Source organism: Haematospirillum jordaniae (assembly GCF_001611975.1).
In the GTDB taxonomy this organism is placed as follows: domain Bacteria; phylum Pseudomonadota; class Alphaproteobacteria; order Rhodospirillales; family Rhodospirillaceae; genus Haematospirillum; species Haematospirillum jordaniae.
Map to the genome: position 1 here is coordinate 147223 of NZ_CP014527.1, position 23902 is coordinate 171124.

Sequence of the window (23902 nt, forward strand, 5' to 3'; positions counted from 1 at the left end):
GACCAGAACCGATTGCCCATAGGTCCGGTGATCATCGGCGCTCAGGGTGACAGAGCCACCGTCCAGCCCGAGAACGAACGCAACCTGTGTATCAGGGTCCTAGTGCAGCCGGATCGCCAGATCATTGCGGGTCGAGAGACCTTTGCTTCCTGACAAGCTGTTTTCCTGGAACCCGCGTATGCCGAAAGAGCCCCCGCCCGGGGAAAACCGGTCGGAACTCGACAGGGCACTGCGTGAGTACTGGCCCCGGATCTGATGATCCAGACGCAAGAGACCATCCATGAACCGGGCATACACCGCCGAAGTGCCCGTAACCAGGAACGGCTCCGGATCAAGCGCGGGGTTCAGGGGTCTTCGTGCCCCCAGGGCCTCCATGCCCCGGATCGCATTGACGGACCAGCTGTGGTAGCCCCCTGCAAAATGGGTCCGTCCGTTCAGGCCAGCCTTCGCCTTGGTCGCAAAACGACGCTGGACAAGGACCTCATGGTCACCCAGATAATTCCTTGAACGGGACAGGCCGACCCCGGCAACCGCATAGACCTTGGCTGCCTGACCACGCTACAGAAGGCGCTGCAGGTCTGCCGACAGCCTGTGATTATACCCATGCAGGGGGAAGCGCTGGTTGATGCCCGGAAGCGTGAACCTGTACGTGTTGTACCCGGCTCCGATGTGCAGGCCCCAGTTCCCGAAAGGGATCAGATAACGGCCGTGTACATCCCGGGCGTAGGTCTTGCCCCCTGAAAGTCCCCTTGTCGTCGATGATACGCCAAGCCGGAGCGTGTCGTTGCGATTGAGGAGATTGTCGTAATGGACGTCTGCCCCGGTCTTGTAGCGACCGGTATTCCGGTAGCCAAGATTGTCCAGGGACAGGCGTCCCCCGAGCGGGAACCTGTTTTGCGGGGATATCCGGACAATGGAGGTCCCGTGGCGGGTTCCGGGGTACAGCTTGAAGGTGCCGGACTGTGTCGGCGGAGCGTTGAAGTTCTCAAGGGCCTGTTCGATATCACGCAGGTTGACAATATCCCCCTGTCCTGACGGAAAGGCAGAATGGATACGGGAATCAGCCGCCTGCCCCCCTTCATAGTCGAAGTCCTCGATCCGTCCGGAAATCACAAGAACACGAAGCGTACCACCGGAGAGATCCTGCTCGGGCAGATAGACCCGGGTCGTGATCCACCCCCTGCCGGCATAGAATGCGTTCATGCTGTCCAGATAGCGGCTCAGATCACCCTGTCGTACGCACGTGCCGTTCAACCTGTCGACATCAGGGGGAACCAGGTCCAGGTCTTCGGCCCCTTCAACCCTGGTTGTGGATACCGGAAAACAGGGACCCGGATCCTCTTCCCGGTCATCCGGTCCGTCCCCGGGACGTTCCAGATGAATATCAGGCCGTTTGTCCGGCTCGGCGTTGAAGTCCCAGTCCCTTTGCTGCCGGCGCAACTGCTCCTGCTCGATGGATTTCACAACATCCTCGGGCGTGACCTGCGCAACCCCCGGACAGGCTGCAAGGAAAAGGGATGCAAGCACACACAGGACAAACCGGTTCATGAACACACAAGGCCCCCCTCCGGGACCAGTCAGGGACTGGCCGAAAGCCGTAATGAATGACGGAAGGGATCCTGTGATTTTCGCACGACCAAGCACGTCGGCCCCTGCCTGAGGCCGGGGACAGCGATATTGTGTGTGCGATCACACACCACACGATGCAGACCGATAAAAACCGATCTGCCCAAAACAGTGTCTGCGAAGGAAATTCCTTGTGAAGACCGGCCCGTGGCCCCTTGCAGGGCTTGTAGCAGATCCCTCCCCCCCCACGATTTTGACGATGTCCCAAAGGACATCTTTTTTGATTGTGCAAACCCTATATCACTACCACAGGTAAATGAAAATGGTAAAATGAAAACAGGTCGGGATAAAAATAAGAGGTGGTGTGCCCTTGTCAGCACCCCTGACGGAATACCGTTGCGCATGCCTGTTCTCCCACGAGGAATGTGGGTGGCGCACTATGTGCCACAGGGATCGAGCATGGCAGGGCCGCCTCCCTGACCGGGGGAGCATCAAGGGCGGGCATGCATAAAGCAGCGTCCGGACTATTTTCCCGGGCAGGACGTGCCAAAAGAAAAGCACTCTTCCCCCGCCGCGCTTGCGGCTTAAAGATGGCTTTTTTTCTGCAGTACAGAGGATGCCCCTATGCCAACAGTTGCCTTGCTTTCCACGCATCGTGGGGGCCTGTCCAATCTCTGCATTTTTCTGCCGTTCCCTGCATGCCCGGACGACTGCCATTCAACGCCCACGAAAGGCCTTTGGATCTTGCTGAATGTGTGGGCACAACAGACAGGGGAGCGTTGTCCGCAAGGCACCCTGTAAAAACACCCGGGTTTCTCACGCTTGCGTTGAGCACGGCCCGGCCGTGCGAACAAGCATCCTCATCGAATGAGAACAGGAGGTGGGCCCACCTCCTCTATCCTGCCGGTGGGTACGACGGAGAAACTTTGAGATTCTTTGAGACAGGGGCATAGATACTTGCCAATTTCATTTGCACCTCTGTTCGTAGTTATACATAGTGGTCTGAGTAACAATAAAACAGAAAACCTACATAATAATTTTGGCGATCAACGCCAGAGACGCAATTCCTCGATCGTTTTTCTGTGGCAATTTAAGTGATGCTTCATCAGGCGGATGTCGTGGTCGTAATCCTGCTCCGTACGAAACGCGTAATCCGGATCAATATTGCGGCAACGCTACTGTGAAAGGCTGTACGATCAACTCAGAGCGCTTGGCCTAGTTGTCAATGTCGTCGTACTCTGAAACACGATCTACAATGGATGTGGGCCTGGAACAGCTCATAGTAGAGGTCTACGATGCTCGACCTGAATAAGTTGCATGCCTGTCGCCGCTTGGCTCAAAACACGTCAATATGTTCGGCTGATGCACCTTCTCTCTGCCGGAATTCGTGGCTTGACGCGAACTTAGGTCGTTACGCGATCCTCAGAAAACTGCCCCTGACGAGCCCTGAAATCCTTAAGTAGTTTTTCTGTTCCGTTGCTACTCAAATCCCTATTTCTGGCGAATTATTGTGGCCCTGCTGTTTCCGTCCGTTTTACGTTATCTGTATGTGTTATATAAGGTTAAACCGTTATAGATTCTATTTAGCTAATTCTATCAGTCAGTTAAATGGATAATTGTGCGTGATCTACCGAGTCTTATTGCACGCAATATACCGATATACAGGTCGTGTTATCCACAGGCTTGGCCTTGCTTTTTATCATTCGTCAATCTCACTCGGCGGGGGTAAAAGCTCCATGGTTTTATGAGTGAATACGGCCAAGATGCGATCATTCCGCCCCCAACGCCACGCGTTGGTCCCGAGATCTTCATTCATGCGTTGTTGCTCAGGGTCTGACTTGTCGAATGCCAGACCAACCCGATATTGTGGCAGACTATCAGCTTCCGAGATTTTCTTCAGATAAACTTTGAAATTACGGAGCTCCATTTCTGAGCCACACCTTTCCGCCAGGCGCGGCAGAGAAATCTTCCATATCGGCTGACGGCCACAATGCTTGCGTGCCAGCTCGTAAAGCCGCCTTTCCAAGCCCATCTTGAGCCTGAAATACCCGCGATCAATGGTGAGAACACGCCTGTTCTCGACAATTGCACGAAACATCCATTTGTTCAGGGTCAATTCAACGGCGGCCATTACCCTCTGTCCACGCGAATTGATGCGCTCGACAATCCTGTAGCTGTCGATCCACGAGAATCCCTGGCATTCACGCTCCTCATTCTGTCCAGAGGTAATGGTGGTGCGAATAGTGGTGCTCTGCAGCCGGTCCAGTGCAGACATGAAGAGTTCGTAAGCTTGTTTGCCTGTTCCGCGTCCGGTAAGCCTGAGAAAGTCATAGACCGGAAATTGAATGGTGCGGTTTACAGAGGCGCCACGTTCAAGGCGGCTGTTCCGTTGCTGCTTGACCGCAATTTCTGAGATGCTAGTCTTCTATGCCGGTGAGCATGTCCTGGACCGTGTTGCTGCTTGACCGCAATTTCTGAGATGCTAGTCTAGAACAAGGTTGAAGCCGCCTACCGGCGCGTTGCTGCTTGACCGCAATTTCTGAGATGCTAGTCTTCGGGCCACGACAGGAGGGTTGGGATGATGGTTGCTGCTTGACCGCAATTTCTGAGATGCTAGTCTGCCTGCCACACATAGGCGATACCTGCGAGCGTTGCTGCTTGACCGCAATTTCTGAGATGCTAGTCTAACGCTGAAAATAGACCCGGCTGTGGTTCTGTTGCTGCTTGACCGCAATTTCTGAGATGCTAGTCTGTATTCAGGAAATAGCCAGCGTTATTGGCGTTGCTGCTTGACCGCAATTTCTGAGATGCTAGTCTTGATCAGCGCTTTGCGCCTTGATTCCACTTGATAATATCGCGATGTAGCGGTGTATTTTTTGCACACATCGCTCCTATAGCAACACCAGTTGCGACGGATTTTCGCGGGCCCTCCGCCGGTCTTGGTTCGAAAAGTGAACGATGTTGCGGAACTGACGGTCCGTAAGAGCCAAAATCTGGACGTCACCCTTGTCGGGCAAGGCCTGTTTAATGCGACGAATGCGGGCCTCAAGAGCCTCCTTCCCATTCACAAAACGACCATAAGCCGAAAACTGGCTGCGTTCAAAGCCTTCATCAAGGAGAAAATTCCGGAAGTCCGTAGCAGCCTTGGCCTGGGCCCTGGTCCCGACCGGCAGGTCGAACATGACCAGCACCCACATCAGACGATATCCGCTGAGATGATACGTGGTTCCATTCATGATCCCAAGGCACGAAAGGTATCGATCGAAGGGAGACCGGGCAAGGCAAGCGCAAGACGACGCGTTTCGAAGCTGCGTGCAAGCGAGGAGGCCAGACGCCCAAGTACTGTGGCCAGGGGTGTCGTTTCATCCGCCAACGGCAGGTCAAGGGCAATAAGCCGGGCCAAGGCTGCCTTGGCGGACGGTGTGACGTCTGTGCCTTCCCGTCTGACGATCTCCCGGACAGTCATGTCAACAAACGGACGGAAGGGTTCCATCAGGTCATCGGCCAAGGCAAAAGCATTGCCGCGATTGGCATGAAAGATACCGATAGCAGGGTGCAGACCAGCACCGGCAACAGCCCGTGCGGTGGCGGCACGCAGAACAGTATAGCCGTAATTGAGAAGCGCGTTGATGCCACCGCCATCGGTATTCCGGCGGAAATCCGGCCCCATCATCAGTGGCCAGTAAAAGCGGGCGGCCTGTGCCTCAATGTTGCCTGTGTCACCGGACCGGACACGACGCGCCATCATGCGAAGGGGAGCTGAGGACTGTCCAATGGCTTCGAGCGATGCAGCCTGTATACCGATCTTGGCAATGACGATGGCCTTCCAGGCCCCCTTCACCAGAGGTACGGGCGCAGACCATTGGGCACGAATGCGCGCACCCTGTTGGTGGTGCCCCTCCATCGGCCACAGAAGGCCCGTTGGGCGATGATTTGACCCGCAGATGACAACAGGTGTGCCCTGTTCCGCGAGCGCAGCCAGCAGCGCGTTGGACCAGGTTATCCCGTGGGCATGGGCCAAAACTGCGGCGACTTGATCGAGAGGCACGCGGGCGATCCGCTTTCCTCCCTCGCTTACGGTCAGAAATCCACGGTCACGGGCCAGATGGCGACCATCCTGTGTGAGGTCAATGATCTGATCCATGGCTGGTTCCCCTCTCCCCCGCCGAATGGATTCAGCCTACAGAACCCGCCAGAACCCCGTTACCCTTTTCTGCCAGGATCACGGAAATGACCTGTTTCATCCACAATAATGCGACGGGCACCCGCCTCGATCAGGGTGCGGGCAGTGAAACGCAGATAAAGGTCTTCTTTATATTTCTCACAGCGCTTCCTTGCATTGGATGCCGTGTGCGGCACCAAGGAAATCTTACCGTTACGGTCGAACATCACAACGGTAGCAATAACCGGACCAAACTTGCTGTCATCCAGCTTTACCATGTCGGACTTGAACAAACGCAAAAGCCGCTTGGCCGCCGGATGTGGGCGTGGCTCAGGGCCAGGTTGGTGGGCATCGAAGGTGCTGACAATATGTTCGGTGATGGCTCCTCCGGGTAACCTCCAGACCTCAAAGCAATGGTTGGAATTGCCTTTATAGCCTTTGTAAGCCCGACCGGATGCATCCCGTATTTCGACTACGCTGATCGGCTCGATCAACCGGACGCGGCGGATCCCGTGGTAAGGGCCAGGCCTGTCGCGGAAGTGTGCCAGCGCTTCGGCAAACGCATCATCCTTCTTGCCGGCGGTCACGGCCGCAAGGGCTGCCTTCAACGGTTCGTCCCTGATCTTGCCGATCATGGTGGGGGTCAGGTTGTCGAAGGGCTCGCGGGTAACCACAAGCGGAACACCCTTCTCGGATTGCCCGGTCAGGCCATAGGCCGTGTCGCGGTGCAAGGGGCCGGTTGTCTGGTCGCGCCCTTTCATGCGGGTCGTGAGGTCGATCCGGCCATGATCGGGGCGGTGGCTGACAATGATACGGTCGACTTGTGCCGCAACCGCTTCACGGAACCCGGGCCACGGGGGCATGATGGATGAGGCCAGTGCCTCACGGCCCTGATCGACATCTGTACGCGCCTGCTCGGCCATCGCCTTGATCAGGCCACGGTCTGTTGCCGCCACCACAGCCGCATCAATGGCGTGGTGACGGTGGTCCATCCGGTTCTTCTCTTTTGTGACATCACGCAGCGGGTCCGTAAGAATCCCGTTCAGACCCCAGTGCCGGCGCAGCATCTCTGTCAGCCGCCCTGGAACGACCCAGACATGGCTCTTGCCATCTGCACCGTCATAGAGCGTTTCAAGATAGGCCTTGGATATTCGCGAAAGGTACTGGGTATCCACCAGCGCCCGCGCCTCGAAATCCCGCTCGCCCTCAAACCGTGCCATCGCATCTTCGGCAAAGCGCCAGCGCTTGAATTCAGGAATATGGCGCAGATTGTCGTCTTCAAGCGCCCAGATCCGCATCCCGTCCCGCCGGGCTTCTGATGGCGATTTGTTGCGCTTCTGGCGATTGGCTTCCTTCATGCACAGGGTGCGGTTGGCCGTGCTGTCGTCAAGTGTACGGGAATAGGGCAGGATGTGATCGATGTCGATCGCGCCCGAGAAGAGCAAAGAGGGTGAAATGATGGTCCCGGTATAAGGGCAACGCCGCATCATCGGATCTTCGTGGAGTTCCTGCCAAAGACGAACATACATGCGGTTCGCACCCGTATCCGGAACACCCCATTCGGTCAGGAGAGCAGACCGTGCTTCGGCGGCCTTTCTGTTCTTGAGATTCAGGGCTATGGCCGCCTTTTTCTGGCCGGTGCTTTGCTTCAGGTCGCGAGCCAGTTCGACCACGATCTCTGCTGGTTTACCATAGCGGGCGATGATCCTGTTCACCAGGCGGCGCAGCTGGTTCAGCCCGATGTGAACCGTCGGGTTGGTGATCCGTCCAAAACGTGTGATATCGTCATGATGCGGCTCACCGGTCCCCGGGATAACATGAGCCTGCAGCACTTCACCATAATAGGGAAGTGATTCCAGAATCTCGCCCGTCCGGCGGTCGGAGTGGTGTTGATCGAGCGCCTTCCCCACCGCCTCGCTATAGGTCAGGACCTCGGCTTTCAAGCAGTCCAACAGCTTCCGCGTTGCTGTCTCGCCAAGGCGACCATAGCCTTCGGGCAGGGGGGCATCAGCCGTTGCGCGTGCATGCGCATCGTCCAGGCCGTGGACCTGCTTCAGCCACTCAACCAGAGCCATGGTATCATCATCATCACGAATACGCCCGACGATTTCGGCCTGCACCTCAGCCTCAAGCACCGACCAGCGCGGGCCGAAGCGGTCGGGGTGCGACAGGCTCGCCCGGACCGGATCGCAGGCGATGTAATCGCGCCCCTTCTCCAAGGTAAAGGTCTGCCCGTCACGCAACTTGAGATGTTTTGCGATAGCCTTCAGCGACAGTTTCGCGGAGGCTATGGCCTTGACCGGTGCCTTGCCGTCCAGAAGCATGATGACTTTATCACGCTGCTCCTTGCCGAGGGGAACAGCGGCCCCGCTTTCGGTCCTGATCCGCAGCGCATTGACTGTTTCATAAAGAACACGCCGCTGTGTCAGCGGATGAGCCCTTGGCAGGCGCGGTTCCGGGAAGAACAGACACCGTCCCACCGCTGGTGCTTTCAGGGGACGCTGAAAGAAGATTGTCTCAAACACTTCATGGCGCAGGCTATCTGTCAGCACCGGGTGATGTGCGGCCTGCGCAGCCCAGACCTTGTTGAACTCTTCCTCCAGGTGTCGCCGGTCCGGGTAGAAGTCATACCCCGTTTCTGCTTTTCCACCGTCAACGGACCGCAAGGTAAGCCGCGTGCGAACAGACGGCACACGGCGCAGATCTTCGGCTTGGCTGCGACGCAGGTGCAGGAATTCGCCATAGGTCCGCGCTCCGACGGCCATCATCGCCTGATCCAGCCGTGCAGAACCATCGATGATCTTGCCGCCCTCGTTGTTGCCACGGTCCGTTTGGCGGTTCGACTTGAAGCCCCGCCGTTGGTTAAGATGGAACAACGCCCGCCCGAGTTCGGTAAGTTCCAATCGGCGATCCAGGGCATCGGCCCGCAGACGATAGGGATCCAGTAACTCCAACGGCTTCGCCTGACTTGGGTCTTCCGGCATCAAACCGGCCGCCGCAAGGCGCCTCATCAACGCTGCACGACGGCGCAAATATCGGTCACGCCGTCGCCGCAACGCGCGCGCATTGCGACGCTCCACGGCTGACGAAACGCCTGTCTTCGCGTCCCGGCCATCCGAGAAAAGTCTCACGCCACAATCTATAATCTCGGCAATCATGCCGTTGGTTATGCGATAGAGAAACCAGCCGATGGATGTGGAACCGATGTCGAGCCCAAGACGAAGCATGTTACGAACCCAAATAAAAAAGATGGGGGAATAATTGTTCGACCCTTGATTTATGTCAACACACAACGCCATCCAAGGTAGTGATTCAAAGTGGCAAACATCGAGCGTCCCAAATTCGATCGGACAGACGGGAGCATTTTCCTGGAAAAGGTGACTGATTGCACCTTGACAACTCACGGCAAATAAATGAGAGTTCGGCTCTCAGAAATTGCGGTCGAGCCGTTAACAAGCTCGACAGAGCACCACATAGAAACCCGGGGCTACGGCCCCGGGTTTCCTTTTTGTCGTACCCGATCATGAACCTAGATGCATTCCGTATCTTTATTGGCCATGGCGGCTCGCAAAAAAAGTCTTCAGCCGATCCTGCCACCCCCAAGCTGCATGGCCCTGATCTTGCCCTGCCCCCTAGGGCACTCCCCCGAATGCTGCGGGCATAAACAGAAACACTCAATTAATGAAAACATATTAAACGTATATACGACTATCCGTATTTCTGCAAAAGTAAGTCACGCAACTCATCTGAAATCTTGCTGCCACGCATGGCACATTGGGCCTTGATGGCACGGTGCAAACTTGCAGGGATATCAATTGTCAACCTCTTCATCGGTTCCTCTGCATCCCGACTGTCCACCCATGCATCCGCAGAAACAGGAGCTGACTTGGTTGTCGGCCTGGTCCCGATTGAAACTTTCTTGCTCATACTTTCCCTCTCCGTAATTACAAAAACCGCTCATAGGCAGAACACAATTCATTCATCAACTTCGTGAACAGAAAGTCCGCGAGCTGCGGCTTCAGCAAAAATAACACGCTGGGTAAGAGACGATTCAAAAACAGGAACATCTGGATAAGCTGCCAGCGCCTCACGCACATCGCACCCGATTGCCGTATTTGATATTTTGCGATTTATAACAAATGCGTATTTAAGGTTTTCTTTAAAAACAATCGCTTCGCCAATAAGCTTGACGACCTCATCTGATGCCCATATGTCGTAAGGCGATGGCTGTGTAGGGATCAGAACAACATCGGCGGCCATAACGGCAGATCGGGCTAAATCAGTGACACGGGGTGGCCCGTCAATCACAACGTGATCATAGCCATAGCCAATCTGGCCTATCTCTTTATGCAATGTTGGACGTGGAAGACCCGCAACTGAAAGCAACGGTGCCGCTTCACGAGCCGCCGCTCAATCAAGGCTGCTGCCTTGCGGATCTGCATCAATCAACAAGACACGCCCACCACGACGCGCCAGACTTGCCGCAACATTGACACTGAGTGTTGTTTTCCCAACACCACCCTTCTGATTCAGAAACCCGACAATCATGTGCGCAGTCCTTCATGATTTAAGGAAAATACTTTTTCTTTAAATCATGAAAACTGTCAAAGGTAAAACAACAGAATGAGGTACATCACCCCGTCGTAGAAATAGCTGTTTTTACGACGTGGCCACTCCAGCTACAGGTAAAAGCTGTTCCGGATGCGGATGGTAAAATAACAAATAGAATCAGTGCATTAAGCTGGACAAAAGATAACCCGGGGATATATGTCATACGTATACATCTACAAGACCCGCGCCCCGGCCTGCACACCACAGGGCCGGGGCTGCCCCATAAATCAGGGAGAACCCCCGTGACAGACTTCACCAACACCCCGGGCCAGAAAGACACCTTTGTCGGGACCGATAACTGGGACAGCGTGTCTTATTCAAACACCGACAAGCCGGTGCAGGTAACGCTGCGGGCTGCGGAGTATGTGGACCAAGCCCGCGAAACCGCCCTAATAAAACACCTTGTTTTTAATCATGATAGTTATGGACCTCCCCCTGACTTTTCGAACCTGAAGCCTTACATGGTGCGGGTTGCGAGGGATGTCACGGTCTATGTGGGTGGTGTGGCCGAGGACACCCTGCGCGACATCGAGAGTGTGACCGGCGGGTCCGGGCACGACACCCTGGACGGCGGTGACGGGAACGACACCCTGGACGGCGGTGCCGGGAACGACACACTGAAGGGCAGTGCCGGGAACGACCGACTGTACGGCGGTGCCGGGAACGACAGCCTGACCGGCGGTACCGGGAATGACACCCTGGACGGCGGTGCCGGTGATGATGTGGCCGATTACGGTGACAAGAGCGCCCCGGTGAAGGTGACGCTGCGCGGTGCGGAGGATGCCACGGTCTATGTAAACGGCGTGGCCGAGGACACCCTGCGCAACATCGAGAATGTGGACGGCGGTTACGGGAATGACGAACTGACCGGCGATGCTAACGACAACCGCCTTGACGGGGGTGCGGGTGACGACACCCTGTCTGGCGGTGCCGGGAACGATATCCTGTCCGGTGGTGACGGTGTGGACTGCCTGTCCGGTGATGACGGCGAGGACACGCTGAAGGGCGGTGCCGGGGATGACCTGCTGCACGGGTACGCCGGGGCTGACACCCTGCTGGGCGAGGACGGTGACGACCGGCTGTATGGCGGTGCTGGCACGGATACTCTGGACGGCGGAACCGGCGATGACACCATCAAGGGCGGGGACGGCAACGATACCCTGCGCGGGGGTGAAGGTAATGACACGCTGAAAGGTGATGCCGGCGATGACACCCTGACCGGCGGCGCGGGCGCGGACCGGTTTGTATTTGCCTCTGCGGCGGAGACGGTGGGCGATGTGATCACCGACTTCAAGGCCGGGGAAGACCGGATCGACCTGTCCGGCGCCGGGGATTTAGTGTTCAGCGAAGACGGTGCCCACGAACGGGCGCTGTGGACGGTTGTTGAGGGGGAAAACCTGCGTCTTCTGGGCGACACCGACGGCCATGTGGACAGCGCGGACATCAACATGCTGCTGCAGGGCGTAACGTCTGTGGGGGCCGATGCGTTCGGCTTCCAGGCGGCGCTGCGGTCCGGGGTTCTGGACAGCGGGAACCAGACCGGTCCGGTGACGCTGGACCTGTCCAGCCATCCGGCAATCCAGAAAGCCCGTGGTGGTGCGGGCGATGACCGGATCACCGGCAATGCCCGCGACAACCATCTGCAGGGCGGAACCGGCGCCGATGTTCTGGTCGGCGGAGCTGGATCCGATGTTCTGGACGGCGGGGCTGGCGCGGACACCCTGACCGGCGGATCGGGCGCGGACCGGTTTGTGTTTGCCTCTGCGGCGGAAACGGTGGGCGACGTGATCACCGATTTCGAGGCTGGGGAAGACCGGATCGACCTGTCCGGTGCCGGGGATTTGGTGTTCAGCGAGGACGGCCCGCGGGCCGGTGCGCTGTGGACGGTTGCAGAAGGTGAAAACCTGCGCCTGCGCGGGGATACCGACGGTGATGCCACAACAGCCGAGGTGGACATCCTGTTGTCACAGGCCAGTCACCTGGGTGCCGCTGATGTCGGAGCCACGGTTGTGGCCCGGGGAACCACCTTGGATGCGACCTCGGCGACCGCAGCCGTGACCCTGGATCTGGCCGCTTTTGCCGGGACCGATACCGCCATCGGCGGTGCCGGAGACGACACCATCCTTGGAACAGAAGGCGACGATACCCTGAGTGGCGGTGCGGGCGATGATACCCTGACAGGTGATGAGGGTCATGATGTCCTGACCGGTGGTGCAGGCCATGACGAACTGACCGGCGGGGACGGCGATGACACCCTGACCGGCGGTGCAGACGGCGACCGACTGACCGGTGGAGCCGGGGCGGACCGGTTTGTGTACACCACGGCGGCAGAAACCCGGGGCGATGTGATTACCGACTTTACGGTGGGTGAGGACCGGATCGACCTGTCGGCTGTCGGGGATTTTGTGTTCAGCGTTGAAGGGCCCCGGGCCCGTTCACTGTGGACGGCACGGGATGAAAACGGCCTGCACCTGCGCGGGGATACCGACGGTGATGCCAAAACAGCCGAGGTGGACCTGACCCTGAGCGGGGTGGAAAGCCTGAAATCCTTTGATCTTGGCCTGATGCCGGTCTGGGGCAATGCCCTGGATGTCAGCACATCGGAGGTCGGGGTGACCGCCGACATGCGCCGGCATGCCGATATTGCCAGCATGACCGGTGGGCGGGGCGATGATGTGTTCACCGGAACCTCCGGCAAGAACGCCCTGTTCGGCCAGGACGGCAACGATACTCTTGATGGCCACGAAGGCGATGACAGCCTGTATGGCGGCGCGGGTGCCGACAGACTGACCGGTGGTGCCGGCCATGACCGGTTTGTGTACACCACGGCGGCAGAAACCCGGGGCGATGTGATCACCGATTTCAAGGCCGGGGAGGACCGGATCGACCTGTCGGCGGTGGGTGAGTTTGCCTTCAGCGAGGGGGGCCCGCGGGCTCGTTCCTTGTGGTTGCGTCGCGGCGAAGATGGATCTATGCGCCTGCTGGGTGATACCGATGGCAATGCTGACACGGCAGAGGTTGACCTGCACCTGGGCGTGGTCGAGAGTCTCACCACCCATGACCTTGGGGTTACTACCCGTATTGCCGGGGACATGATTGACGCCGGTCTGGCCACAGATTCGGTCGAGCTGCATGTGACCGACTGGACCGGGGTCCGGAAAGCCCGGGGCGGTGCCGGGGCTGATGTCCTGACCGGGAATGACCGCAACAACCACCTGTATGGCCAGGGCGGCGACGACCGCCTGTATGGTCGTGACATGGACGATCACCTTGACGGCGGTGACGGAGACGATCGTCTGTATGGTGAAGGCGGCGACGATACCCTGGAAGGCGAGGCCGGGAACGACACGCTGGAAGGCGGTGACGGCAACGACAACCTAAAGGGTGGATCCGGCGACGACCTGCTGCAGGGCGAAAAAGGCAACGATGTCCTGGAGGGTGGAACCGGCCATGACACGCTGGAAGGCGGTGCCGGGTCCGATGCCCTGGACGGAGGCGACGGGGATGATGTCCTGCGTGGTGGCGAGGGTGCGGATACCCTGACGGGCGGTGCCGGTTCTGACCGCTTTGTTTATAACACGGTGTCGGAAACTACGGGTGACCGGATCACCGATTTCACCTCTGGCGAGGACCGCCTGGATATGTCTGCCCTGGGAGCCTTTACGTTCAGCAAGGAAGGCCCGCGCGGGAGAAGGCCTAGACAGCCCTGAAAGAGCAGAACAAGACCATTGTCGAAGACGGGACCGTCTATTCCGGCGAGACACGGCGGGGAGATGCCGGGGCCAATACCCTCTCCGGCACACCGGGACCCGATACCCTGCACGGTGAAGGTGGTGATGACATCATCTCCGGTGGATCCGGCGATGACATCCTGAACGGCGGGGCCGGTCATGACTGGATCTGGGGGGACGCCGGGAACGACACCCTGGACGGTGGTGCCGGGTGGGATCTTCTGGAAGGCGGAGCCGGAGCCGATACCCTGACCGGTGGCGAAGGGCGGGATATCTTTGCCTATGATACGGCAAAAGATACCGTGGGCGATGTGATCACCGATTTTATCCGGGGTGTTGATACCCTTGACCTGTCACAGATTGGCGGCCTGGCTTTCAGCGAGGACGGGCGCCGGGCCTATGCCGTATGGACGCAGCGTGACGAACACGGAAACCTGCAGGTTCTGGGCGATATCGACGGCCAGGCAGAAACCGAGGAAATCAGCCTGACCCTGAACGGGCTGTCCGATCTGGAAGCCAGGGATGTCAATCTTGGCCTGCAGATCAAGAACGGAAGCCTGGGCAGCAAAAAAGACAGCCTAGAGCCGGTCGTGATTGCTCTGGATCCGACAACCACGGTTGTCAACGCCGATGGCAGCAATTTTGATGACCGTCTGAGCGGGGATGACCGCGACAATATCCTGCGTGGTATGGGTGGTGATGATGTCTTGGAGGGCCGTGGCGGCTGGGATACGCTGTACGGCCACACCGGAAATGACACCCTGCGTGGCGAAGGCGGCCAGGATACCTTGCACGGCGGGGACGGCAATGACCGTCTGTACGGTGGCGACGACAACGATACCCTGAACGGCCACACCGGGAATGATGTCCTTCATGGCGATGGCGGGGCGGATACCCTGAACGGCGACGGCGGGAATGATGTTCTGAACGGTGGCGAGGGAGAGGATATCCTGGACGGCGGGGACGGCGAGGATACCGCCGACTATGCGGACCGCAGCGGCCCGGTGTCGATTATTCTGCGCGATGGCCGGGACAGCAAGGCCCTGGTCAGCGGGCGGGCCGAGGATACGCTGCGCAACATCGAGAACATCACCGGCGGGTCTGCCGGCGACCATCTGACCGGAAACAAGGGTGCCAACATCCTCAAGGGCGGGGACGGCGATGACCGTCTGCTTGGCAAGGGCGGCGACGATATCCTAGAGGGCGGTTACGGCAAGGACGTGATCGACGGTGGGGACGGCATTGATACCGTCGATTATTCGTGGTGCCCCGGCTCGCTGGAGATCACCCTGGCCGGCGCAAAGACAGCGACGGTTCTGGTCGACGGCGAGGAAGAAGATACCCTGCGCAACATCGAAAATATTATCGGCGGGTTTGGTGACGATATCCTGACCGGTGACGACAAAGCCAACGTCCTGACCGGTGGTGAGGGCAACGACACCCTGACCGGCGGCGGCGGTGCCGACCGGTTTGTCTATACGCTGGACTCTTTCGGTGATGACGTGATCCTGGACTTTGACGCCGCCGGGGGTGACCGCATCGACCTTGGCATGAAAACAACCAAGGGCACCGGCCTGACCTGGAACGAAGGCGGCCCGCAGGCGTGGGCGGTATGGATGGAGAAAGGCGACGACGGCGTGGTCCTGTATGCCGACCTTGACGGCAATCCGGCCACCGAAGACATCAGCATCACCCTGCGCGGGGTCACCGATCTTGACCAGAGCGCCCTGATCCTCTGACACCATACAGGCGCACCAATCGCCGGAACACTTCCGGCAAACACACAGAAAACGCCACGGGCCAAAACCCGTGGCGTTTTCACGTCTAGCACACACCAGAAAAAACCATGATCCGTTATTTATGAGAGGTGCATATTTTTAGCTGATACTGTCTCTAAATGAGGGAACGTAATACAATATAATATAGTTATATTTTGCAGTTCTCGGGGCATCTACAATTGCGATAGCATCATAATGCGAGTATCGGGCTGCGGGAGTGTACTCGATACCATATGGACCAAGGGGGATCGTATGACAACAACAAAGAAAACCATGACTTATTATAGGTCATATCACGATTGGCTGCATGGGACTGAGGCGGATGACATTCTAACCGCTGGGGATGGTGATGACCACTTGGATGGCTGGGGGGGCAATGACACCCTCAATGGTGGGGGTGGTAATGACTGGCTGTATGGTGGGGCCGGTAATGACATTCTGGATGGTGGGGACGGGCGCGACAGAGCTGTTTACTATGATAAGGAAGTCCCGGTGAAGGTGACGCTGCGCGGTGCGGAGGATGCCACGGTCTATGTGGATGGTGTGGCCGAGGACACGTTGCGCAATATCGAGGAAATTCGGGGTGGATCCGGTAATGATGTGCTGATTGGCGATGCAGAAAATAATACCCTGTCTGGCTGGTCTGGCGATGATATCCTGGACGGTGGGGATGGGGGTGACTACTTGCTGGGTTGGGCTGGCAACGATACCATTTACGGGGGTGGAGGCGATGATGGTCTGCATGGCCATGATGGCGATGACCGTCTGTATGGCGGGGCTGGTAATGACCGCCTCGATGGCTTTGACGGCAATGACCTCTTGGTCGGAGGAGATGGCGATGACCACCTGGATGGATGGAGTGGGAACGACACCTTGGATGGTGGATCCGGGGCGGATTGGGCCTATCTTAGTAACAAAAACGCCCCGGTAACGATAACGTTGCGCGGAGAAGAGGACGTCACAGTCTATGTAGGTGGTATTGCCGAGGATACCCTGCGCAACATCGAAAATCTGTGGACCGGCAACGGTGACGATGTACTGATTGGCGATGCAGAGAATAACAAATTGTGGGGCAATGACGGCAACGACATCTTGGATGGTGGTTCTGGCAACGACACCTTGGATGGTGGACGTGGCGCAGACCTTCTAAGAGGTGGTGATGGTGCCGATCTATTTCATTTCCTGGTAGATTTGCCTGGTCATGACGTGATTCTGGATTTTGACGCCGCTGCAGGTGATCGTCTCTCTATTGGCAGTATAGATGGTAGAATCAGGAAGTTGACTTGGAGCCCCGATGGGCCGCGAGAAGGGTCGGTGTGGATGGAAAAAAGCGATAATGATGTCGTTCTGTATGCCGATGTAGACGGGAGCTTGGCCACCAACAATTTCAGTGTCACCCTGCGCGGGGTCACCGATTTTGGGCCTGACGGCCTGATCCTCTGATATCACACCGCCTGCCGGAACACATCTGACCAACATACTGAAATGCCACGGCTCAAACCCGTGGCGTTTCAACATCTAGGCACCGGAACAAAACCATAAAAAGCTATTTTTACGACGGAGGGGATTTTCTGGCCACCAAATAAAATTACAGCCGCAGTCATTGATACAATAATTCAAAAAATAAGTATTTCATTACCTAATTTAATACCCTATATAGATCATAAACTTATACTATTAACATTTGATATCAAAAATATTGCCTATTTATATAATTTGGAAATTACTATTAAACCTTCTTATCACATTTATATTAGAATGATTTCAGAATGATTGTTGTGGTTGGAGGGATAAAAGGCGGGTCAGGTAAAACGACTGTTGCCACAAATCTTGCAATTATTCGTGCCGCAGCTGGTAAGGACGTGCTTCTGGTTGACGCAGATGATCAAGAGACATCGACGGACTTCACCGCTTTGCGAAATGAATCCCTGGAAAAGGGTGCAGGCTATACCAGCATCAAATTAACGGGTGCAACCGTCAGAACGGAAATCCAGAGGCTGGCCAACAAGTACGATGATATCATCATTGACACAGGCGGGAGAGACACGACAAGCCAACGCGCAGCCCTCACTGTAGCGGATACGGTGCTTGTGCCATTTGTTCCCCGTTCCTTTGATGTATGGACACTTGAGCGCATTGGGCAGCTTGTCGAAGAAATGCGGGCGGCTAATCCGACCCTTGTCGCCTATACCTTCCTGAACAGAGCCGATCCTCGTGGGCAAGATAATGATGCAGCTGCCGAGGTATTGCAGGAAACGGGGGCACTCATCTTTATTGATACGCCTCTTGGCGGGCGAAAAGCATATAGCAATGCTGCTGCTCATGGGCTTTCTGTTGTGGAGTTGAAGCCAGCAGACCAGAAGGCAGTAGAAGAAATTATGAAACTACACCGATTTGTTTTTGATATCAAAATAGCATCAAAAACAAATCAAGAAGCTATGGAGGTGTAGTCATGGCTATCGCCAGAAAGCCGCAGAAAACAGAGGTCGGATCAGACGTTGATGTGGATGCTCTTATTAACAGAGGGGGCAGTGTTGCCCAAGTCAATCAACCCGCATCGGATGTGACGTTACCCGCTGAAAAGCAGGTGGCTTTGCGTATCCCTGTGAACATGCTTGGTGGCATAGACAGCAGACTCAAGAAGCGTGCTGTCCGCATTCCCCGCCATACATGGATTCTTGAGGCGATAGCCGAAAAACTGGAGCGGGAGGAGCAGGATCAAATAACATGATCCTTTGTGCGGCTGGAAAGCTGCCATCAGCAATATATTTATCGTGTTGGTTGTTCTGGATTTGTTAAGCTTTGTTACAACGGCATAACCTGAACGAGATGGAGACAGTGGTAGTATGGCAAAAGCAGCTGGAACGCCTTGCAAGAAAGCGGCAGATAATGACGAAGATGTCATTTTTGCGCGGATTGTCGCACCGAGACATCTTTGGAACAAGGTACGTGTACACGGTATAATGCAGAAGAAGACCCTGCCTGAAATCTGTACAAGAAGCCTTGAGTCATACTTGCTTGTTCATGAACACAATGACCTGAATAAATTCCTTTTGTCTGCCAAGAAGATGAACATCGGCTTGTGGGACTATGTTGTTCACCTCCTTGAAGAAGCAGAAAAAAATAACGTTTCTGCGCTGAATGCATTTCTGACGCCATGCCAATACCACCCGGCATGGCGTTCTGATTCAGATTCAGACCGTTTTCTTTTTCTGTTTTGCCTTTGCCTTTGCCTTTGCCGGTTTTGGTATGTCTTTCAGCTCGACCGTGGCGGCCCTCGACCATGGCTCGGGGATCAGGTCCCATGGCATGATGGCGGTGTTGAGCTTCAGCAGTTCAGGCACGTTGATATCAGCCGTGCACCAGAGGCGGACCGGCTCGTCATCGGCATTGCGTTCCACATGAACAAGCAGCCGGTTGATACAGGTGCGCACAAGAACGGTGGACAGGCCGTCGGACGGATCGTGCTTCAGGCGGGCCAGAAGGCGTTTCCAGCGGTTCAGGCTTTCGTTGGCAAGGTCGGTGCGGAAAATCAGCTTGTCCAGTTCCCGCTGGTGCGTATAGAGCTGAAGGCGTGCGTTGGTGATCTGCTTTTCCTTGTCGTCCAGAAAGGACCGGATGACGGGGCGGTTGGTCCGGTTTCCGAGATCGGACAGCAGTGCCTTGACCTCATCTGTTGCCTGGTCGATCTGTTGTTGCAGCCGTTCAATGGCGCTTTCGTGGCGTTGCCGGTCCGGTGAAAGCGTCTCCTGAAAGGTGCGGATGGTGTCCAGATCAACCGTATTCAGCGCCTCCAGACCTTGGACAATGATGGTTTCGCGCGGGATCATCCACAAGGCGGTCCGGCGTGATCCATAATAACCCGGCGGGGCGGCGGTCAACGGGTGGCCGGTTTCGGCGCACCGCAAGCGGCGCGTGAAGAACCAGCTTCCGGTCTGGCCGGTCTTCATCTGGAGCGAGCGGGCCTTGCGCTGGCGTTCCATCGCCCGTTCCCGGCTGCGGGCCTTGGCATCGGCGGCGCGGATATGACGCATGGAAGACCGGTCTTCAATCATGCGCTGGACCGCATCGAACAGGTCCTCGTCCACAATCGCGAGCTCCGGAACCGGTATCCGCAGCCATTCACTTTGAGGCCGCACAACACAGTTCCGTTTTCCGGTTTCGGGATTGACCCGGTATTCCTGCCGGTTCCAGGTGATCCAGCCTTTGTACAACGTATGGCGCAGGACGCCGGTTTGCCGGGACGCCGTTCCGACCAGAGCGGATATGGACCACGTTCCGCCACGCGGCGATGCAATGCCGTCGTCGTTCAGGCCTTCACAGATTTCACTCAAGATCGCGCCGTCATGGTACTCGCTGTAGATACGCCGGATGACCTCCGCCTCCCCCGGATGAATCTCGCGCTCGCCACGGACCAGTTCGCCTTTTTCATCCAGGCGGTGTTTGGTGCGATAGCCATAGCACAAGCCGCCGGGGATCTTCCCGCGCAGCGTGATGGCCCGCAACCCGCGCCGGGTCTTGTCGGCAAGGTCCCGCAGGTACAGCGCGTTCATCGTGCCTTTCAGACCGATATGCAGCTCGTTGATGGTGCCGTCCGCGATGGTTTCAATATCGATCCCCATGAAGCGCAGTTTCTCGTACAGCGCGGCGATATCGGACTGGCTGCGGGACAGGCGTGACAAGTCCTCGCTCAACACTTTCTCGAATTCACCGGCCAGGGCGGCGGCAACCAGCGCCTTGGCATTCTCGCGGTGGGACATGGTGGCTCCTGACAACGCCTCGTCGGCGAAAATGTGGGATACCGTCCACCCCCGGTCTGCGCAAAACTGGATACACCGGGCCACCTGATCGGCGCTGGATGTGTCCTGTTTGTCGGTGCTGTGGCGCGCGTAAATGGCGACCAGCATGACGTTTCCTCCGGTCTGTGTCGTATGTATACACGACATTTAACCGGTTGACGGGCAACGGGGAAAGGGCGGATGACGATCAGGGGGTGTTGGCAGCCTGTGCAGCGGCTTCGGCTTCACGGCGGCGCTTGACCCGGATAATCTTGCGGGCGATGCGGTAAACATCTTCCCAGATCTCGTCGACAGAAACCGCAGGATCGGTGTCACGACCGTCCCAGCCCATGGCAACCGCCGTCCCGACATCAACGCGGGGCGGCAGAAGTTCAGGCGGAATATGGGCGATGATCTCATCCATGCTTGGCACAATGTCGTCATAGTCATCGGCGTCTTCCGGTGAAACGGTCAGCCAGTCCACGCAACCAAGTGGGTATATTTTTCGCAAAACCTGTTGAAGCCTGCCTTTCAGCCCACGCCAGAACCCGAACCCTGTCGTCTCCGGGTACCGTCGCCGTGGTCACCGACGTCGGCTTGGCATGCTTTATTTTCCGTTTTCTGAGACGGAAACGGTTAAAAAGCTCTCCATTTCTCACGCTTGCGTTGAGCACGGCCGGGCCGTGCGAATAAGCATCCTCATGGAATGAGGACAGGAGGTGGGCCCACCTCCTCTATCCTGCCGGTGGGTACGACGGAGAAACTTTGAGATTCTTTGAGACAGGCGCATAAATACTTACCAATTTCATTTGCACCACTGTTCGCAGTTATACATACCGTCTATTTCCCCTTTACATGGCTTTTACTCTCCATACCTGCATTGACATTTCATGATGTTGTCGCTAGCTGTGAAGGCTGGGGTATCTGGTTGCGCACCCCCGCACTGTATCCAGGAAAGGACAACAGCAATGGTACAGGACAACGAAGCCCTGCCTTTCATAGGCAACGGTATCTTTCATGGCGTGGATGTGATTTCTACCTAAAAGATCCGTATCTGCTTATATGGATTTTGTGTGGAAATACAGGCGCTGGACATGGTTCTCCTGTCATGGGACCGGGGCCCTTCCCTACTTGACGCGTACGGCAAATAGCCGTATAGTCTGACTCCTGTAGCAGGAGGATACGCCATGCCCGCAGCCAATTCCACAGCCCGCCTCGAAGCCCGGATCAGCGCCGACCTGCATTCAATGCTCAAGCGTGCGGCAGAGCTTCAGGGGCGGACCATGACAGACTTTGTTGTCACCGCCGTCCAGGCTGCGGCCCAGCAGGCTATAGAGCAGGCGGAGGTCATCCGGCTCTCCAGGGCCGACCAGGAATGCTTTGCGCAGGCGCTGCTGTCGCCGCCGCCGCCTTCACCAGCTCTTGAACGCGCCTTTGATCGCCGTCGCAGGCTCTTGAGCAGCCCGGCCCCAAAGAAAAAGGCCCGCTGAATGGGGAAAACACCGTTCCGGCTTGTGGTCCTGGCCCGAGAGCACGACCGCACCGCGTTCAACAGTGTTTCTGATCCGCTCAACCGCTACCTGAAAGAACAGGTCACCCAGGATATCAAACGCCGCGTGACAGCCTGTTTTGTGGCCTTGGACGACGATCAGCGCATAGCAGGGTACTACACGCTTGCTGCGGCCAGCTTGGCCTTGGACTCCCTGCCCGCCGGTGTCCGGAAAAAGCTGCCACGCTATCCCACCGTACCGGCCATTCGCATGGGGCGGCTCGCCGTGGACCAGGCTTTCAGGGGACAGGGGCTTGGTGGTGCGTTGCTGGCGGACGCGCTCGCACGCGCGGCAGGTGCCGAGATAGCCGCATATGCCTTGGTAGTGGATGCCAAAGATGAAGCCGCCGTTTCATTCTACCAGCACCATGGCTTCATAGTGCTGCCTGACGCGCCGCGCATGCTGTTCCTGCCTCTGGCGACCGTCCGGGGACTGCCGTTATAAAGAGTTCCGGACGGTATTTCGCCTGAATCTGGAACGGGAAATTCAATGGACACAATAATCAGCACGCCAGGCAGAATGATTCGGGCCGACGGACGAGAAAATCGCAATCCTGGAACGCAATGACCCGGATTCCACCAGACGCACTGTTTGTTGCTGTGTCCACCGTGATTTCAAGCCCGCCCCACAGGCCGATAATCAGGTCAGAGAAATTGCCAAAAAAGATATCATTGGGCTCAATCTGATTTGTCGTCTCGGCGCGATAGCCATTGACGGTGTCACCCGGCTCCCAGATGGGCACCCCATTTGTTCCCTTGAATTTCTGGGCCGTCTTCAACCAGCCCCAGGCGCGGCTGGACAGGACATAGGCCATTTCCGGGGTGTCCGCATTGGCGGCAGCGATCACGGATTCCATCTCTACCAGCTCGTCATATGTGGGTTTGCCGGGAGTGGCCGGACGGACGACATTGATCCCGTCCAAGCGGGACAGTCCGCGGGGGGCTTCGTCGCCTGTCCCGTAAAAAACAGCCTTGTCGATTGTTTCACCGATAGCAGCGGCCAGGTCGGTGCGAATCAGGGCCTCGGCCTCGAGGCTGGATGGTATAAGCTGGCGGCGTGTGATCGGCATCAGAGCCCCAATTCTCCGTGGCCTGAGTGTCTTTGAACTGTATGAAGGGACCGTCTTTGGTGCATTCTGGCTTTCCTTTAGCCAGTAGCCCGTTATCCCCGAAACCGGGATTTCCATATTACCCACCAAGCCTTGCATCAGTGTACCAAAGCGCAGGGCGATGCTGTGGTCGCGCAGTGTCTGCGTGTGTAATCCGCGTCGACCCGATAACCGCCTATATTGCCCGGGGCAACGCCGCCCTTTGATGTGTTGAGTGCAAGACCAAGAATGTCATGGGGAACTATGATTCCGCTGGTCCATTTCCCCATGGCCTTCGCGGCAGCCCGGCTTACCTCAAGCTCGAAAGAGGCTGCCTCGCGGATATCGGGGTTTTCCGGATAGGTCAGTGCACGCATGGCCCGGATTATGCTGAACGACCGACATTCTTTCTCGGTCAACCCGACTGTCGGGATGGACCACACATCAAGGGCCGGACTGGAGCCAGACGCAATATGCTTCAAAAGGTCGTCTCTGAACTCATCGACGCTGCGGTTCCCCGTCACAGCCTGACCAGCCAGGGCTTCGGTCTTGTACTGCCGCCCGAGATTAAGGATGGCGCGTCGTGCGCGCCTTTTCGGCCTTAACAGGATCCTCGGAAGTCGTTACCTTGGCCTCAAC

Annotated in this window: 15 protein-coding genes, 3 pseudogenes and 1 CRISPR repeat array; of the genes and pseudogenes, 7 read left to right on the plus strand and 11 right to left on the minus strand. The window is 57.0% G+C overall.

The window, feature by feature from the left end; translation table 11 throughout:
- Positions 1 to 99: 99 nt before the first annotated feature.
- The 7 genes and pseudogenes from AY555_RS10775 to parA form a co-directional block, all read right to left on the minus strand.
- Positions 100 to 1548, minus strand: a pseudogene (locus AY555_RS10775) (ShlB/FhaC/HecB family hemolysin secretion/activation protein).
- A 1717-nt stretch (positions 1549 to 3265) separates the two neighbouring features.
- Positions 3266 to 3934 (minus strand): annotated as a pseudogene (locus tag AY555_RS11650) (replication initiator protein A); the annotation flags it as partial.
- 20 nt (positions 3935 to 3954) lie between these two features.
- Positions 3955 to 4383: a CRISPR direct-repeat array (repeat unit 36 nt; unit sequence GTTGCTGCTTGACCGCAATTTCTGAGATGCTAGTCT).
- 74 nt (positions 4384 to 4457) lie between these two features.
- The gene (gene cas2, locus AY555_RS10780) at positions 4458 to 4763 is read right to left on the minus strand and encodes a CRISPR-associated endonuclease Cas2 (protein ID WP_066137200.1); all 306 of its coding nucleotides are present in this window, start codon (positions 4761 to 4763) and stop codon (positions 4458 to 4460) included.
- Positions 4764 to 4798: 35 nt separating this feature from the next.
- On the minus strand, positions 4799 to 5710 hold the full coding sequence (gene cas1 / locus AY555_RS10785; RefSeq protein WP_066137202.1) for a type II CRISPR-associated endonuclease Cas1: 912 nt from the start codon (positions 5708 to 5710) through the stop codon (positions 4799 to 4801).
- A gap of 59 nt (positions 5711 to 5769) precedes the next feature.
- Positions 5770 to 8955, minus strand: a complete 3186-nt coding sequence (gene cas9, locus AY555_RS10790; protein ID WP_066137387.1) for a type II CRISPR RNA-guided endonuclease Cas9 — start codon at positions 8953 to 8955, stop codon at positions 5770 to 5772.
- Positions 8956 to 9436: 481 nt separating this feature from the next.
- A complete protein-coding gene (locus AY555_RS10795) occupies positions 9437 to 9655 on the minus strand; it encodes a hypothetical protein (protein WP_066137204.1) in 219 nt (72 codons plus the stop codon).
- A 48-nt stretch (positions 9656 to 9703) separates the two neighbouring features.
- Positions 9704 to 10276, minus strand: a pseudogene (gene parA / locus AY555_RS12280) (ParA family partition ATPase).
- A 305-nt stretch (positions 10277 to 10581) separates the two neighbouring features.
- Between parA and AY555_RS12285 the strand changes: the two are divergent.
- The 5 genes from AY555_RS12285 to AY555_RS10825 all read left to right on the plus strand — a co-directional run bounded on the left by AY555_RS12285 (position 10582) and on the right by AY555_RS10825 (position 18579).
- Entirely contained in the window at positions 10582 to 14049 is a 3468-nt protein-coding gene (locus tag AY555_RS12285) for a calcium-binding protein (RefSeq protein ID WP_066137206.1), read from the plus strand.
- A 107-nt stretch (positions 14050 to 14156) separates the two neighbouring features.
- Positions 14157 to 15809, plus strand: coding sequence for a M10 family metallopeptidase C-terminal domain-containing protein (locus AY555_RS10810; RefSeq protein WP_407646307.1), 1653 nt, complete (start codon positions 14157 to 14159; stop codon positions 15807 to 15809).
- A 291-nt stretch (positions 15810 to 16100) separates the two neighbouring features.
- Positions 16101 to 17291 carry a calcium-binding protein gene (locus AY555_RS10815; protein ID WP_066137213.1) on the plus strand — a complete coding sequence of 397 codons (1191 nt, stop codon included), beginning with the start codon at positions 16101 to 16103 and terminating at the stop codon, positions 17289 to 17291.
- Positions 17292 to 17617: 326 nt separating this feature from the next.
- Positions 17618 to 18298 carry an AAA family ATPase gene (locus tag AY555_RS10820; protein WP_066137215.1) on the plus strand — a complete coding sequence of 227 codons (681 nt, stop codon included), beginning with the start codon at positions 17618 to 17620 and terminating at the stop codon, positions 18296 to 18298.
- Between the two features lie 2 nt (positions 18299 to 18300).
- Positions 18301 to 18579, plus strand: coding sequence for a hypothetical protein (locus AY555_RS10825; RefSeq protein WP_066137217.1), 279 nt, complete (start codon positions 18301 to 18303; stop codon positions 18577 to 18579).
- Between the two features lie 463 nt (positions 18580 to 19042).
- On the opposite strand, the gene AY555_RS10830 is transcribed toward AY555_RS10825, so the two are convergent.
- Positions 19043 to 20755: a recombinase family protein gene (locus AY555_RS10830; RefSeq protein WP_066137218.1), complete on the minus strand. Its 1713-nt coding sequence runs from the start codon at positions 20753 to 20755 to the stop codon at positions 19043 to 19045.
- 79 nt (positions 20756 to 20834) lie between these two features.
- Positions 20835 to 21110 (minus strand): hypothetical protein, encoded by a 276-nt coding sequence (locus AY555_RS10835; protein ID WP_066137220.1) that lies wholly within the window; start codon positions 21108 to 21110, stop codon positions 20835 to 20837.
- A gap of 703 nt (positions 21111 to 21813) precedes the next feature.
- Between AY555_RS10835 and AY555_RS10840 the strand changes: the two genes are divergently transcribed.
- Positions 21814 to 22116 carry a type II toxin -antitoxin system TacA 1-like antitoxin gene (locus tag AY555_RS10840; RefSeq protein ID WP_066137221.1) on the plus strand — a complete coding sequence of 101 codons (303 nt, stop codon included), beginning with the start codon at positions 21814 to 21816 and terminating at the stop codon, positions 22114 to 22116.
- A complete protein-coding gene (locus tag AY555_RS10845) occupies positions 22117 to 22620 on the plus strand; it encodes a GNAT family N-acetyltransferase (protein ID WP_066137223.1) in 504 nt (167 codons plus the stop codon). It begins immediately after the preceding gene.
- A gap of 58 nt (positions 22621 to 22678) precedes the next feature.
- Here AY555_RS10845 and AY555_RS10850 read toward each other — a convergent pair whose 3' ends face one another.
- Positions 22679 to 23383 carry a phage major capsid protein gene (locus tag AY555_RS10850; protein ID WP_082812168.1) on the minus strand — a complete coding sequence of 235 codons (705 nt, stop codon included), beginning with the start codon at positions 23381 to 23383 and terminating at the stop codon, positions 22679 to 22681.
- Positions 23383 to 23787 carry a hypothetical protein gene (locus tag AY555_RS10855; protein WP_066137225.1) on the minus strand — a complete coding sequence of 135 codons (405 nt, stop codon included), beginning with the start codon at positions 23785 to 23787 and terminating at the stop codon, positions 23383 to 23385. Before AY555_RS10855 ends, AY555_RS10850 begins: the two co-directional genes overlap by 1 nt.
- Between the last annotated feature and the right edge of the window lie 115 nt (positions 23788 to 23902).